General features: G+C 72.0%; 9 protein-coding genes. 5 read left to right on the forward strand and 4 right to left on the reverse strand.

Annotated features, from left to right (window positions below):
- Nucleotides 1–142 precede the first annotated feature (142 nt).
- Complete coding sequence (locus FRANCCI3_RS03715; RefSeq protein ID WP_023839902.1) at nt 143–1,027, forward strand: alkaline phosphatase family protein; 885 nt, start codon at nt 143–145, stop codon at nt 1,025–1,027.
- 98 nt (nt 1,028–1,125) lie between these two features.
- On the opposite strand, the gene FRANCCI3_RS03720 is transcribed toward FRANCCI3_RS03715, so the two are convergent.
- The 4 genes from FRANCCI3_RS03720 to FRANCCI3_RS03735 all read right to left on the reverse strand — a co-directional run bounded on the left by FRANCCI3_RS03720 (nt 1,126) and on the right by FRANCCI3_RS03735 (nt 5,204).
- Nucleotides 1,126–1,932, reverse strand: a complete 807-nt coding sequence (locus tag FRANCCI3_RS03720) for a DUF3105 domain-containing protein (RefSeq protein WP_023839903.1) — start codon at nt 1,930–1,932, stop codon at nt 1,126–1,128.
- A gap of 160 nt (nt 1,933–2,092) precedes the next feature.
- Nucleotides 2,093–3,421 (reverse strand): coenzyme F420-0:L-glutamate ligase, encoded by a 1,329-nt coding sequence (locus FRANCCI3_RS03725; protein WP_011435194.1) that lies wholly within the window; start codon nt 3,419–3,421, stop codon nt 2,093–2,095.
- Nucleotides 3,414–4,433 (reverse strand): 2-phospho-L-lactate transferase, encoded by a 1,020-nt coding sequence (gene cofD / locus FRANCCI3_RS03730; protein ID WP_023839904.1) that lies wholly within the window; start codon nt 4,431–4,433, stop codon nt 3,414–3,416. The genes FRANCCI3_RS03725 and cofD overlap by 8 nt, the downstream gene beginning before the upstream one ends.
- A gap of 162 nt (nt 4,434–4,595) precedes the next feature.
- Nucleotides 4,596–5,204, reverse strand: coding sequence for a TetR/AcrR family transcriptional regulator (locus FRANCCI3_RS03735; protein ID WP_035940905.1), 609 nt, complete (start codon nt 5,202–5,204; stop codon nt 4,596–4,598).
- Nucleotides 5,205–5,482: 278 nt separating this feature from the next.
- On the opposite strand from FRANCCI3_RS03735, the gene FRANCCI3_RS03740 reads away from it, so the two are divergent.
- The 4 genes from FRANCCI3_RS03740 (at nt 5,483) to FRANCCI3_RS27740 (ending at nt 14,864) form a co-directional block, all read left to right on the forward strand.
- Complete coding sequence (locus FRANCCI3_RS03740) at nt 5,483–5,779, forward strand: hypothetical protein (RefSeq protein ID WP_011435197.1); 297 nt, start codon at nt 5,483–5,485, stop codon at nt 5,777–5,779.
- 135 nt (nt 5,780–5,914) lie between these two features.
- Nucleotides 5,915–8,614, forward strand: a complete 2,700-nt coding sequence (locus FRANCCI3_RS03745; protein WP_011435198.1) for a bifunctional FO biosynthesis protein CofGH — start codon at nt 5,915–5,917, stop codon at nt 8,612–8,614.
- A gap of 448 nt (nt 8,615–9,062) precedes the next feature.
- Nucleotides 9,063–9,695 (forward strand): WhiB family transcriptional regulator, encoded by a 633-nt coding sequence (locus tag FRANCCI3_RS28915; RefSeq protein WP_011435199.1) that lies wholly within the window; start codon nt 9,063–9,065, stop codon nt 9,693–9,695.
- 27 nt (nt 9,696–9,722) lie between these two features.
- Complete coding sequence (locus tag FRANCCI3_RS27740; RefSeq protein ID WP_011435200.1) at nt 9,723–14,864, forward strand: DUF5719 family protein; 5,142 nt, start codon at nt 9,723–9,725, stop codon at nt 14,862–14,864.
- Nucleotides 14,865–14,892: the final 28 nt, after the last annotated feature.

The raw sequence follows: 14,892 nt of genomic DNA on the forward strand, positions 1-14,892 counted from the left end.
ATCTCCCGTTCGGGATCCGGCCCCTCCTGTTTCCCCGGTTCTTACCTCTGGTGCACTGACGATGTCCGGTGGAGGCTCTAACCTGATCTGGCTCCACGGTAAGAACTCGTTGTTACTTTTCTGGTTCCTCGGGAGGCCTGCCGTGTCCGTTCTCGCCGGTGTCCGGCGTTCACGTCTCGTGTTGACCGCGTTTGCCGTCGGTCTGATCGTCGCCGTGCTCGTATCCTGGAATATCGCGCCCGCGCGGGCGGCGGCGCTGCCCAGCCCTGACCATGTCGTCGTGGTGGTGTTCGAGAACCATTCCTACTCGCAGATCATCGGTAGTTCCAGCGCCCCTTACATCAACAATACACTGAAAAGTGGTGGCGCCAACCTCACCGCGTCGTACGGCCTGACCCACCCGAGCCAGCCCAACTATCTCGCCCTCTTCTCCGGAGGTACCCAGGGCATCACCAACGACAACTGCTACACGCCGGGGTTCAGTAGCGCCGCCAATCTCGGCTCCGAGCTGATCGCCGCCGGTCGCACCTGGGGAAGCTACAACGAGGGCCTGCCCGCCGAGGGCTCGACGGTGTGCACCAACAGCAGCACCAAGTATGCGCGCAAGCACAATCCATGGTTCGCCTTCAGTAACGTGCCGCTGAACACCGCCCACACCTTCGCCCAGTTCCCGAGCAACTACTCCACGCTGCCCAAGGTCTCGTTCGTCATCCCGAACCTGTGCAACGACATGCACGACTGCTCGGTCTCCACCGGTGACACGTGGCTGAAGAGCAATCTCAGCGCCTACGCGACCTGGGCCCAGACCCACAACAGTCTGCTCATCGTGACCTTCGACGAGGACAACGGCTCCAGCGGCAATCACATCACCACGGTGCTCTACGGAGCGCACGTCACCCCCGGAAGCAGCTCGTCGACGACCTACAACCACTACAACGTGCTACGTACCCTGGAGGACCTGAGTGGACTGACCACCCACGCGGGTAACGCCGGAAGCGCATCGGACATCACCGGTATCTGGAGCTAGCACCGGTATCTGGAGCTAGCCGGGCGGGCCGTGCCCGGGACGGTGCTCGTCCTGGGCGGCCCGCCTCGTCACCGACATCTCCGCCCCGGCCGAGAGGGTTAGGGTGCCGGGGCCGGGGTGGTGGGCGACAGTGACATGGTGCCCGCGCCGGGGATCGGGGAGGCGGCCGCGCCCGGATCCACCAGGGGGCCGTCCGCCGTCACGTTCAGGGTGCCGCCCGCCGCGCCGGACTCCGGCGCGGTCGGTGAGTCCCAGGTGGCCCCGGCGGCGTCCGGGTTCGCATGCTTGGTGACGAAATCCTTGATTACGTCCGCGGAGACCGTCGAGCAGCGCTGGGTGCGGTCCCAGGCGGTCAGGACGAAGTGCTTGTTGTCGACGAAGGTGCTCCGGGGCCAGGGCACACCGATGAACCGCGGCCCGGCGTCCGCCGCGAGCTTGCGCAGCTTGTCGACCTGATCCGTCGGCAGGCTCTTGTCGTACCAGCCGATCACGAAGCCGTGTTCGAGGTTGTGTACGGCCCGTTCCACCGAGATGCCCGAGTTCGGGTTGTAGAAGGGAATGCCGTCGGGCAGGGGGTCGGGGTTGTGGTTACCCGAGGATGGCGGTGACGCCTCGTACGTGACCGCCGTGCTGACGTGCGTCGAGCCGCGGAACGGGTCGTTCGCCGTGCCGGTGCACCCGGCCGCGGTGGCGGCCGCCGAGGCCGGCGCGACGTAGCCGACCTTGCGGGCCTCGTTCTTCGATCTGCTGTCCGCGACGCTGTAGATGATGATGCCGACGAGGAGCGCGACGGCGACGAGCCCCGACGTCCCGTAGATGAGCAGCGCGCGGCGGCGTTCCCTGCGCTTCTGTTCACGGCGCAACTGCTCGAGCCGGGTGTTGCGTTCGACGCTCTTCTTACCCACGGCAACTGATCCTACGAAGTGTTGAACCACGTCGTCCGGGCAGGATGGATCCGACCCGCCGAACACCACCGGACACGCCCTGTTCCGCCACGCCGCACCGTGACCGTGGCGTCCCGGATCATCCCGGAGCCGGGCCACCCGGAAGAGGTCGGCCACGAGGTCAGCGGTGGAGGACGAACGCCGCGGTATCGCGGTCCGGTCGGGCGGGTGCGGGCGCGGCGGCGTGCCCGACCCCGACCGCGCCCATCGGTGTCCAATCGGCCGGCAGGTCGAGCACCCGGGTGACCACCTCCGGGCAGAACAGCGTCGACGACACCCAGCACGACCCCAGACCCTCCGTGGCCAGGGCGACGAGCAGGTTCTGCACCCCGGCCCCGACGGAGACGGTGAACATCCGCTCCTCGGCGGCGGCGCGGCGGGCGTCCGGATAGGGATGCGCGCCGTCGAGGACCATGATCGGAACGATCAGCAGCGGGGCACGCCGCAGCACCTCGCCGCGCCGAAGCCGACGCTCGACGGCCGCCTCGTCGAACCCGTCGCGTCGTAGATCGTCCGCCCAGGCTTCGGCCATCGCGTCGAGCAGCGCGGCGTGCCGCTCGGTCACGATCACGAAACGCCATGGTGTGGTGTGGTGCGGGGCCGGGGCGGTGAGTGCGGCCGCGATCGCCCGGTCGACCGCGGCCGGGTCGACCGGGGCGTCGGAGAAGTCCCGCACGGTGCGCCGGTCGCGCAGCGCCGCCCGGCGCGCCTCGAGGGTGCCGAGGCGGAACATGTCCTCACCAGCGGGACGCAGCAGTGCCCGCCCGCCGGCGCCGTCGTCGGGCAGCCGGCCGTAGCCGCGGACGACTGCCACCGGTGTGGCGCCCAGCTTGCCCTTGACGAGGTCGGCGGCCGCGGCGAGCTCGTCGGCCTCGGCCACCTCGGTCATCCCCAGCTCGTTGCCGTAGCCGTCGAGGTCGCCGACGTGGCTGCGCAGCGCCGCCATGCCGGCCACCCCGACGGCCATGTCGGTCAGGCCGCGCCGCCACGGCCGTCCGGCGGTATCGGTGACGATGACGGCGACATCCACGCCGAGCACGGTGGCCAGGCCCGACCGCAGCCGCCTGGCGCTGGCGTCCGGATCCACCGGGAGCAGGGCGAGGGAGTCCTTGGCGATGTTCGACGCGTCGACCCCCGCGCTGGCGAGGACGAAACCGTGGTGCGTCTCGACGATCCGGGTCGGGCCGCGCCGGGCGACCTCGCGTACCGATTCACTGTCGATCATGGCCTGTCTGGCTTCCTCGCGGTCGCCGGACACCGTGACGAGCCGTCCCTCGGCCTTCGAAACAATCTTTGAGGTGACCGCGACGACATCGCCGTCGGCGAGTGTCGGGCCGTGCGTCCGGACGGCCGAGGCCACCAGGACGGCGAGATCGTCGCCGGGACGGACCTCGCCGATGCCGGTGAGCGGGAACACGCGCAGCGCCCGTTCCGCGCTGCGCTCAGACACCGGCGAGCTCCAGAGCCGCCCGGACGATCGCCACCGTGGCCTTCAGATCGGTCATCAACAGGGGTGTCGCGGCCACGGTCGCGCCGGGAACGGTCGCGCCGGCGTCGGCGGTGTCGACGAGCCAGCCGTCGAGCAGGCCGTCCGCCGTCCCGTCTCCCGGGCGCGGGGCCGTCCCGTGCCCGGTCGTGGCGGGCGCGGTGGCCGGCTCGGCGGTGCGCCCCCGGCCGCCGTAATGCACGCCTACCGCCTGGGCGGAGGTCTCGACGCCGATGGCGGCCAGGCAGGCGTCCGCCATCCCGCGCACGGCCGCGCCGCCGATGATCGGCGACACCCCGACCACCGGCGCCGCGGTCTCGTGCACGGCCGAGCGGATCCCGGGAACGGCGAGGATGGTGCCGATCGAGACGACCGGATTCGACGGGGGGAGCAGTACGACGTCCGCGTCGGCGATGGCGGCCAGGACGCCGGGCGCGGGCCTGGCCTTTTCCGCGTTTACCGGGATGATCGCCTGTGCCGGCACGGCGGCACGCAGCCGCAGCCACCATTCCTGGAAGTGCACCGCGCGCTGGCCGTCGGCGTCCGAGATCACCACGTGGGTCTCGACCCGCTCGTCCGACATCGGCAGCAGCCGTACCCCCGGCTTCCACCGCTCACACAGCGCCCGGACCACGTCCGAGAGGGAGTAGCCGGCGTCGAGCATCCGGGTGCGCACCAGGTGGGTGGCGAGGTCGCGGTCGCCGAGTCCGAACCAGGCCGGCCCGACGCCGTAGGCGGCGAGTTCCTCGGCCACGACGAACGACTCGCCCTCGCGCCCCCAGCCCCGTTCGGCCGAGATCCCGCCGCCCAGGGTGTACATGACGGTGTCGAGATCGGGGCAGATGCGCAGTCCGTGCAACGTGATGTCGTCGCCGGTGTTGCCGATTACCGTCACGTCGGCCTCCGGCAGCGCCGCGAGCACGCCGCGCAGGAACCGGGCGCCACCGATCCCGCCAGCCAGGGCTGTAACTCTCACACCGACCAATCCTGGCACCGCGCCCCGACGGATGGGGCACCGGTGGGCGGTGGTGGATCTCCCGGCCGGGGTGATAGCGGCCACCGCCGGGCCACGGACGGATTTCTCCGGACCGGGGCGGGCGCGCCGGTCGTGTTCCTGACCGAGCCTCGGTCGGGGTTCCTAACCGAGCCTCGGTCGGGCGAACAACGGCGTCATCCATCCGTGGAACTCCGGCTTCGCCGGTATCGGCGTGTCCGTGCAGAAGGCCGAGAGCAGAAAGTGCACGAGATGGCTGGTCGGCCGGGAGGGTGCAGGGTTGGCGAGCCCGCCCTCGATGGTGGCGACCACCGCGTCCGCCGCGAGCTCCCGATCGGGTTCGGGCACGAAGTCGTGCACCGCGGCGAGCGCGAGCCCGTGCAGCCAGTCGTGCAGCCGCTCGTGGTACTCCATGACCGGCGCGGCGTGCGGGGCGCGTTCGGCGACACAGGGATGCAGCGTGCGGCGCCGCTCGACCGAGTCCAGGGCAAGGAAGAGCTTCGCCGCCGGGTCTCCGGGTAACGCGGCGATCCGGTCGACCTCAACGTCGAGCAGTCGGTTCAGCACCGCCGCGAAGGCGTGGTCCTTCGACCGAAAATACCAGTAGACGGAGCCCGGTTCGATGCCGGCGGAACGGGCGATCTCCGCGATGGACGTCCCGGCGAACCCGCGGGCCAGGAACTGCTCCTCGGCGACGGTGAGCAACGCATCGATCCGTTCCTCGCGGGGAACCTCCTGGCGGTTGCGTGGCACCTGATCAGCGTAACGACTCCCATGGTGGGGCAGGAGAAAATCGATGCCCAGTAGTGGTAGCCCCCGTGCGGTACGCCGGCGCACGCCGGCGCCGTCCCGACGCCGGCATGATCGGAATCGTGTCCCGGTGTCGGTGGGTGCACTCCGGCCGGGCTCGGGTAGCGGGGTCCGGTGGACGTCTCGGGCGGATGTGTCCTGCTCACCGTCTTTCTCTTGATTCCGATTAGAGAGAGCTGTGAGAGTGAATCCCAGCTCTCTACGTTGCTGGAAGGACCGTCATGTCCGATATCAGAACCACCAAGAGCCTCGAAGCCCTGTCTGCCTCCCTTAATCGCGCGCTTGCTGGGGTCCGCGCCCCCCAGGTCGTGGCCGCCCGCCGGGCCCAGATGCGACAGACCACCGGTACGACGCCGGACGGGTCCGACGTCGCCGGCGCCGGCCGGCGAGCCGACCGGACGCAGGCTCTGGTCGAGACGCTGGCCTCGCGCCGGCGGACGAATATGTTGATCGGCACGCTCGACCGGCTGCGCAGACCCGCCACCGGGTGGCGTGCGGCCGGCCGCGTGACCCCCTGACTCCGGGCCGACCGGGTTTCCTCCCGAACCGCTCAGTACCGTTTCGACACCGCATCCCTTCGATCCCGATGGCCACCGACCGGACCGGTTCACCTGCCGGGCGCCGGGGGCGCCGCCGGAGAATCAGAGGAATTCATGATGAGTACGGCGGCGACATCCAGCGGTGCCGAATCCAGCGGTGCCGAATCCAGCGGTGCCGAATCCAGCGGTGCCGAATCCAGTTCCCCACCGTCCCCGTCGGCGCTACGCCGGGCGCTGCGCCGGGCCCGGGACGGCGCCACGCTCGACGTGGTAGAGGCCACCATTCTGCTGGCCGCGCGCGGCGATGACCTCGCGGACCTGTGCCGCTCGGCGGCCGGGGTCCGCGACGCGGGTCTGGCGTCGATCGGGCGGCCGGGTGTCGTCACCTACTCGCCGAAGGTGTTCATCCCGTTGACCCGGTTGTGCCGGGACCGCTGCCACTACTGCACCTTCGCCACCGTGCCGCACCGGTTGCCCGCCCCCTACCTCACGGTGGACGAGGTGCTCGGCATCGCCCGGGCGGGCGCCGCGGCGGGCTGCGCCGAGGCGCTGTTCACGCTTGGTGATCGTCCCGAGGATCGGTGGCCGGCGGCCCGGGAATGGCTCGACGCCCACGGCTACGACTCGACGCTGGGTTACCTGCGTGCCGTCGCGATCGCCGTGCTGGAGGAGACCGGTCTGCTTCCGCACCTCAACCCGGGTGTACTGAGCTGGGTGGAACTCGCCCGGCTCAAGCCGGTGGCCCCGTCGATGGGGATGATGCTGGAGACGACCGCGACCCGCCTGTGGTCGGAGCCGGGCGGGGCGCACTACGGATCACCCGACAAGGACCCGGCCGTCCGCCTGCGGGTCCTCACCGACGCCGGGCGGTTGTCGATCCCGTTCACGACCGGCCTGCTGCTCGGCATCGGGGAGACCCGGACGGAGCGGGCCGAGACGATCTTCGAGCTTCGAGGTCTGGCCCGCCGCTATGGGTCGATCCAGGAGGTGATCGTCCAGAATTTCCGCGCCAAGGACGACACCGCGATGCGCTCCGCGCCCGACGTCGGTGCCGAGGAGTTGGCCGCGGCCGTCGCGGTCACCCGGCTGGTGCTGGGCCCCACGATGCGGGTGCAGGCTCCGCCGAACCTCGTTGACACCGTGGAGTGCGCCCTGCTGCTTTCGGCCGGCATCGACGACTGGGGCGGCGTCTCCCCGGTCACCCCCGACCACGTCAACCCCGAGCGGCCCTGGCCGGACCTGGACGTCCTGGCGGCCGTGACGGCGCAGGCCGGGTTCACGCTGCGGCCCCGGCTCACCGTCTACCCCTCCCATCTCGGTGAACCGTGGATCGACCCGCGCCTGGCCGGACACGTCGGGGCGTTGGCCGGCGTGGACGGCCTGCTCGCCGACGGCGTGCTCCCGGTCGGCCGCCCCTGGCAGGAGCCCGACGGCGGACTCGCTGACACCGGCCGCACCGATCTGCACGCCGCGGTCGACACGGTCGGGCGCCGCAGCGAGAAACGGGCGGACTTCGACACGGTCTACGGTGACTGGGAGTCGCTTCGGGCACAGGTCAGCGCGGCCGGGACGGGGGTTGACGGAGTCGTCGGCACGGGCAGCCGGGCCATCGCGAGCCGGGCCGGCGCGGCTGCCGGTGCCGGTGCCATGCGGCGGATCGACCCCGACATGCTCGCCGCCCTGCGCCACGCCGGGTCCGATCCGGCCGGGATCACCGACGCCGAGGCGCTGACCCTGTTCGGCGCGGACGGCGCCGCCCTGGAGGAGCTCTGCGCGCTCGCGGACGGATTGCGCCGCGACGTCGTGGGCGAGGACGTCACCTACGTCGTCAACCGCAACATCAACTTCACCAATGTCTGCTACACCGGATGCCGGTTCTGCGCGTTCGCGCAACGCCGTGGGGACGCCGACGCCTACACGCTGTCCTTGGACGAGGTGGGCAGCCGGGCGGCGCAGGCCTGGGCGGTCGGCGCGACCGAGGTCTGCGTCCAGGGCGGGATCCATCCCGATCTACCGGGCGCCGCGTACTTCGATCTTGCCCGTGAGATCAAGCGGCAGGCGCCGGGGTTGCATCTGCACGCCTACTCGCCGATGGAGGTTCTCAACGGCGTCACCCGCACCGGCCTGTCGATCGGCGACTGGCTCACCGCGGCCCGTGAGGCCGGCGTCGACACGATCCCCGGCACCGCGGCGGAGATCCTCGACGACGATGTCCGTTGGGTGCTGACGAAGGGCAAGCTGCCCGCGGCGAGCTGGGTCGAGGTGGTGACCACCGCGCACCGGGTCGGCCTGCGCTCCTCGGCCACGATGATGTACGGGCACGTGGACACCCCCGCACACTGGGTGGCCCATCTGCGCCTGCTACGGCGCATCCAGGACTCCACCGGCGGCTTCACCGAGTTCGTGGCCCTCCCCTTCGTCCATCACAGCTCGCCGATCTACCTGGCCGGTGTCGCTCGTCCCGGCCCCACCCGCCAGGAGAACCGGGCTGTGCACGCGATGGCGCGCATTCTGCTGCACGGCTCGATCGACAACATCCAGTGCTCCTGGGTCAAGCTCGGGGTGGAGGGCTGTCGGGCCGTGCTCACCGGTGGGGCGAACGACATCGGCGGCACGCTGATGGAGGAGACGATCAGTCGGATGGCCGGCTCGCAGCACGGCTCGCGGCGCTCCGTGGCCGAACTCGAGGAGGTGGCCGCGGGGGCGGGTCGTCCCGCTCGGCAACGCACCACCACGTATGGCCGGATCCCTGACGAGCGCTTTCGCGCTGCCCGGGGCCGCACCGTCCGGGCCATGCTGCCGGTGGTGTCCTGACACCCGCCAAGTTCTGATCACCAAAAACTACTCTCCGTAGTCGAATAGGCTGGGGTTGCCGGGTCTGGCGGCTGATCGGTATGCGCCTGCGGCGGTTGCCCGAGCTCAGACCTGCCCTTTTAGGGGTTTATGCCCTTTAGATCTGGGCGGGATAATGCCGTTGCCGCGACCCGTCTGATCGCGCAGAGTGACGGAAGGGAGGGTTGCGTGGACCCTCGGCGACAGGCTGTAGTGACTGTGAGCTATGGTCTCATCGCTGGTTGTAGAAGATGTTGCGACGGTGGGGTTGACGCGATCGAGTCTGGAGCGTGTAATTACCGGCGTGTCATTCCCCCCGCTGGCGGGGTTCGTGCGGTAGTGCGTCGCCTGACCGGTGTGGAAACTAGTCACCTGCGCGCCGGCGCCCAGGGGTGGCCGACCGCACCGCGACGGGTCTGGAGGAGTCCACATGGAGCACGCCGACGCGGGCGTCCACACTGTCCTCGCGGACGTCGAGCGTCCCGCTGAGCATGACCCGTTCGCTGATCACCCTGAGCGGGTGCTCACCGAACGGCACACCCGGGCCACATCCGAAACGGTCCCGCGGGCGCGGGTGCCGGCCACGGCCGCTCCCGCCCTCCCCGAGTTGACCGGTCGGTCCGTCGCCGAGGGCACCGACCTCGTCGAGGACATCCAGGACGATTCCGTCGAGGACATCGACGATGTCGACGATGTCGACGAGGCTGACGAGGCTGACGAGGCTGACGAGGCTGACGAGGCTGACGAGGCCGAGACCGAGGACTTGGAGGATCTTGGTGGATCGGCCGGGAGGTCCGCCCTCGCCCAGGTGATCGATCTGGGGATGGGGGACCTTCTCGGCGAGGCGATGGAGTGGCAGGAACGCGCGCTGTGCGCGCAGACCGATCCCGAGGCGTTCTTCCCGGAGAAGGGCGGCTCGACCCGCGAGGCCAAGCGCATCTGCTCGGGCTGTGAGGTCCGGGCCGAGTGCCTGGAGTACGCGCTGGAGAACGACGAGCGGTTCGGGATCTGGGGCGGCATGTCCGAGCGGGAGAGGCGCAAGCAGCGACGCCGAGCGGTCTGATCCCGACCGGTGACCGGCGGTCGGCGCATGACGGGCGATCCGGGCAGGTCACAGGCGGCCACGGTCGCCGCGGTGACCGTGGCCGATGACGCGGGGCCGCCGGTCGTCGCGGTCTGCGTGCTCGGTCGAGGGGGTGGTGGACCCGACGTTGCCGCCCAGGTCCGGGCCGCCCTGCGTGCCCAGACCAGACCGCCGGACCGGGTCGTCGAGGTGCGGCTCGGTGGCGGGGGATGCGTTCCCCGGCAACGCGCGTCTCCCCTGGACGGGGAGGGTCGCCTCCCGTCCGCCGACCATCCCGTCGACCCGGGCACCGACGGCGCGGATGCTCAGGCCGGTGACCCGGTCGCCGAGCCCCTCGTCGTAGAGGTGCCGTCCGCCACACCGTTCGGCGCCGCCGTAGCCGTGGGGCTGGCTCGGCTGGGGAACCCACCGGAGCACGGATTCGTCTGGCTCCTCGACGACACCGCGATCCCCACCCCGGGCGCGTTGCACACCCTGCTGGCCTACGCCCGGCTGGACCGGGGCGCCGCCGTCCTCGGCCCCAAACTGCTCGCCCGCGCTCCGGAATCCGCCCCACCCGCCGAATTCGTCCCACCCGCCGGAGCGGGCGGTTCCGCTGGACCGGCAGGTGCGCGGTCCCGGCCGGTGACGAGACCCCGGGTGGTTGAAGCCGGGGTGAGCGTCGACCGGGCCGGGCGACGGCATCCCGGAATTCGCCCGGACTATGATGATCATGGACAGTGTGACGGGGTACGTGACGTCCTCGCCGTCGCGTGTTCGGGCATGCTCGTGCGGGCGGTGGTCTGGCGACTGCTGGGTGGACTCGACCCCGAGCTCGATGGTGGTCATGACATCGATCTCGGCTGGCGGGTGGCCCGTGCCGGCCTACGGGTCGTCGTCGTCCCGTCGGCCACGGTGACCGTGACCTCGGCCTCAGCCTTTTCCGGGGGGCCGGCCTTCCCCAGGGCATCGGCCGACCGCGCGGGGGTTCTACGGGTCCGGCTGGCGAACACGGCGACGGTGCTGTTTCCGGCGATGGTGGTCGCCCTGCTCGTCGGAACGGTCGTGCGCACCCTCGGCCTGCTCCTGCGCGGCCGACGCCGGGCGGCGCTCGCCGAGCTCACGCTCGCCGGTACCGTGCTGGGGCGGCCATGGCAGCTGCGCCGGATGCGTCGGCGCGCCGCCCGCACGTGGGCGGTGCCGCATCGGGCCGTCCGCCCGTTGTTCCCGGCCCGCCTGCCGTGGCGGCGCGGAGCCGGCGCCGATGATCTCCTTGATCGGGCCGGAGCCGCCGAAGACGTCGCCGACACCACCTTGATGGTCACCGGGCCCAGACCGGATGTGCACCCGCGCCGGCCGGCCTGGCCGCCGACGACCCTGGCGGCCCTGCTGGGTGCCGTCGGGCTCCTGGCCATGCGGGGGATGCCGGCGGACATGCTCGGCGGGGGCCTGCCGCTCCCGGCAGGCAGCCGGAACCTGTGGTCGGCCGTGTGGTCTGGATGGGCGGGGGCGCCCGATGGACCTCTGAGTGGTCCTAGGCCGGCACCCCCTTTCACCGCGCTGCTCGCCGCGGCAGCCACTCTGCTGGGGGGGAGGCCGGCGCCGGCCGCTTGGATCCTGCTGGCGGCCGGCCCGGCGCTCGCGGGCCTGAGCGTCTACCGGGCCCTCGCCCGGCTGGGACCACATCCGATCGCCCGGTTCGGGCTCGCCGCCGGCTACGGGTTGAACCCGGTGATGACCGGGTCGGTCCTCGCCGGCCGCACCGACACCGTGGGCGCGGTGATCGGCCTTCCCCTGGTGCTCGCCGCCGCCGACGCGGTCCTGCGGGACCGGCGGGACGGCTCCGGCTTTGGCGTCGGTGGGGCGCCGGGCCGGCCGGTGTGGACGCTCGCGATCTGTCTGGTCGGGTTCATCGCCTGCGCCCCGTCGACGCTGGCCATCGCCTGGGCGGGCCTGGTCGTCGTCGCGTTCCTGACCGCGCGGTCCAGGCTGCCCGGTATGATCGTCGCTCTGCTCGCGACGATCATACCGGTGCTTCCGGACCTGCGGGTGGATCCCGTCGCTGTCCTCACCGAATCGGCGATCACCCTGGCCCGGTTGCCCCAGTACTCCCTGGCCCTGCTGGCCGGTGCGGACAGCGGACCCAGGGCCGATGTGGCCGGCTTCGTCGGTGGATGTCTGGCCTGCTGGTTGTTCGGCCGCCTCGCGGGCCGGGAGCGGGGCCGCCGGCGGCGCACGGCCGTGCTGGTGGTCCTTCCCGTGACGCTGCTCCTCCTCGTCGGGCCGCTGATCCTTGCCGCCCGCTTCCTGGCCGTGGACGTGGCCCGGCCCGGCGACACCACAGGGGCGAACCCGGCCGGCGTCGAGGGGTCCGCCCTCGCCCACGCGGTCGCGGCCGTGACCCGCGCCGCCGGGCCGGGTGCCCGCGTCCTCGTCCTGCACCAACCGGCCTCGGCCAGAACGATCCGGTACACCCTGGCCTCCGCGTCCGGGCCGACGTTTCCCGAGGCCGGCGCCCGCACCCCGCGGCGGTCCGGCCGGTTCCTCGCCGACATGGTCGCGGACCTCGCCACCAACGGTGGCCGGGCAGCCGGCTGGCTCCCGCTTCTGGGCGTGACATCGGTCGCTGTACCTACGGTCGACTCGGCCTCTCAGCTCGTCGCCCGCCTGGACGCGACGCCGTCCTTGATCCGGGATCGTCCCCGCCCGGGGGCGATCCTCTGGCGCCCCGCCGTTGCGGCCCGTGGTGCGACGGCCTTGGGAGAGCCCGGTGGGGCCGGCGCGCCGCGACCGGACGCATCCGGGTGGGCGGGCGGACCCCTGGCCTGGGTGATGGAGTCCGATCGGGCCGATCGTCGTGAGCCGGTGGCGCGGCACTCCGCTCCCGCGGCGACGAGGCCGACAACCCGCCCGATCGGTACGGCGCCGGGTGTTCCTCCCCTCCTCTCGGCGCCGCTGCCGCCAGCGCCCTCCTCGGTACGTCGGTTGGCCTCCGGCGAGCGGTTGCCCGCCCTCGCAGCCCGGTCCGGCCCGGCACGCTGCCTGGTGCTCGCCGTGCCGGCGGATGCCGGATGGCACGCGTGGCTGGAAGGCCGGCCGCTGGCTCCGTTCCGGGCGTGGGGCTGGGCAGCCGGATTCCAACTGCCGCCCGACGGCGGTCGGCTCCGCATCGACCACGACCGGACTTCACCCCACCGGGCAGTGGTGGGCCAGGCTGCGGCACTCGCCGCGCTCGTCCTGCTGGGAATCCCGGTCATGCTGGGAATCCCGGTCATGCGGTCGCGGCGGATGGCTCCCCCGGCTGCGACGCAGCCGGGGCGGGTCGGGAAGGTCGAACGGCCGTCATACCAGCGGCCGTCGTGTCACGTCGTGGTCGTTTCGCGGACGGTCGTTTCGCGGACGGTGCTGCCGCTGGCGGTCCTCGGACTGCTCGGGCTGACCGGGGCGTTCCTCGCCGGCACCGGCACCGGCACCAGCACCAGCACCAGCACCAGCACCGGTGCCGGGAAGGGACGGATCTGGCCGCTGTCAGGCGCCATGCTGGCCTGCCCGGACCTGACGCTGGTGGCACCCGATCCGGACGGGCCGGGCGGGCGGGCCCGTTCGCTCGGCCTGGACGTGGCCGCCGGCGGTGGACCGACGGGCCGGGTGCGGGTGTCCACGGTGGGGTCCGAGGTTCCAACCAAAGGGCTTGGACTACGGATGGACGCCCGTGGTCGACGTCACCTGGACCTTCCGCGGCCCTCGGAGAGCAGCGCCGTCACCGGCGTGGCGGGCAGCCGCGGATCGATCCTGGTGACCGCCCAGGGTGCGTCCGCCGGGGGACTGTCGGCCACCGTGACGGCCCGGGACAAAGACGGCGTCGGGTCAATGGACGGCGTCGGGCCGATTCAGGCGCGTTGCGAGCCGTCCCGGGCCCGGGTCTGGTTCACCGGACCATCGACCGTGGCCGGTCGGGATCCGGTGGTGATCTGGTCGAATCTGGCAGATGAACCGGCCCTGATCAACGTGCGGGTGCTTTCCGACGGACCGGCGACGTCGCCGCAGGACATCACCGTGCCCCCGGAGCACGCGGTGATCCGGCGACTCGCCTCCCTCGCACCGGAGGCCACCGCGACCGCGCTCGACGTCCAGGTGCGCTCCGGCCGGGTTCTCACCTGGGTCGCGGACCGGCCCAGCGCGGGGCGTACGGACTCGGTGCCGGGGACGGACCGGGCGGGGCGTGCGGATCCGGTGAGCCTTGTCCCGAGCACCTCCGCCCCGGCCCGGCGTCTCCTGCTTGGCGGGGTCGTCGTCCCGGCGGGGTCAGCGTCCTCGACGGCGCACCTGGTGCTCGCCGCACCGTTGCGGGAGGCCACGGTGCGCATCACGGTCCTCACGGGTACGGGTCGGCACACGCCGATCGGCCTGGAGGCCGTCGTCGTGCCCGCCACGGGTGCGATCACCACGCCCGTGCCGCTGCCGGCGGGCGCCGCCTCGGCGGTCCTGGTCGAATCGGCCGATGACGCACCGGTGCTCGCCGGACTGGCCGCACCGTCGGGCCGGGCGGGAGAGCGGTCGACCGGCTCGGCCGGCGGATCCACCTGGGTCGGCGCCACCAGCCTTGATCCTCCGCTCGACCCGCGCGGGCTCGACGCGTACGGCCAGGCGGTCGGCCTCTCCGGGCCGACGGGGCTGGCCGCCGGGGCGGGATCCGCGCCGGACGCGGTCGTCTCCCTCCCACCGGTGCCGCCCGGCGCGACCGGCGTCGTCGTGCTCGCAGCTCCGGCGGGAGCGGTCACGGCGTGGATCGACGGCGAGCTGGTACGGGTACGGCCGGGCACCGTCGCGACTGCCCGCATGCCGATCGGACGGGCCGGTGGACGGCTTGTCGCGGTCGGCGGCCCGCTGGAGGCCACCGCCGTGATCGGCCCTCCCCCCGGTACGCCGGGGGAGGGCCGGGTATCCGGGGATCCGCCCCGTGGGCCTACCCCCTCCGGTTCCTCCGGCTCCACCGGCTCCGCGTCGTCGACCGCCGCGTCGTCGACCGCCGCGTCGTCGACCTTCGGGATGCCCAAGCCCGTGATGCCGCGGAGCATCTCCACCGTCGTTCCGTTGTGGGGGGCGTCGAGGCTCCTCGACGCTCCGGTCTCCATCGAGGATCCCACCGTCCTGTATCAGCGCGGCTAGGCCTGTGTCCGCCGACCTTCGACCTTCG

The sequence above is a fragment of the Frankia casuarinae genome, assembly GCF_000013345.1.
In the GTDB taxonomy this organism is placed as follows: Bacteria; Actinomycetota; Actinomycetes; order Frankiales; family Frankiaceae; genus Frankia; species Frankia casuarinae.

What these genes read in the sequence shown, in the direction of transcription:
- FRANCCI3_RS03740 (WP_011435197.1), top strand. Translation starts at nt 5,483, where the DNA reads ATGTCCGATATCAGAACCACCAAGAGCCTCGAAGCCCTGTCTGCCTCC.
- FRANCCI3_RS03745 (WP_011435198.1), top strand. Translation starts at nt 5,915, where the DNA reads ATGATGAGTACGGCGGCGACATCCAGCGGTGCCGAATCCAGCGGTGCC.
- FRANCCI3_RS28915 (WP_011435199.1), top strand. Translation starts at nt 9,063, where the DNA reads ATGGAGCACGCCGACGCGGGCGTCCACACTGTCCTCGCGGACGTCGAG.
- FRANCCI3_RS27740 (WP_011435200.1), top strand. Translation starts at nt 9,723, where the DNA reads ATGACGGGCGATCCGGGCAGGTCACAGGCGGCCACGGTCGCCGCGGTG.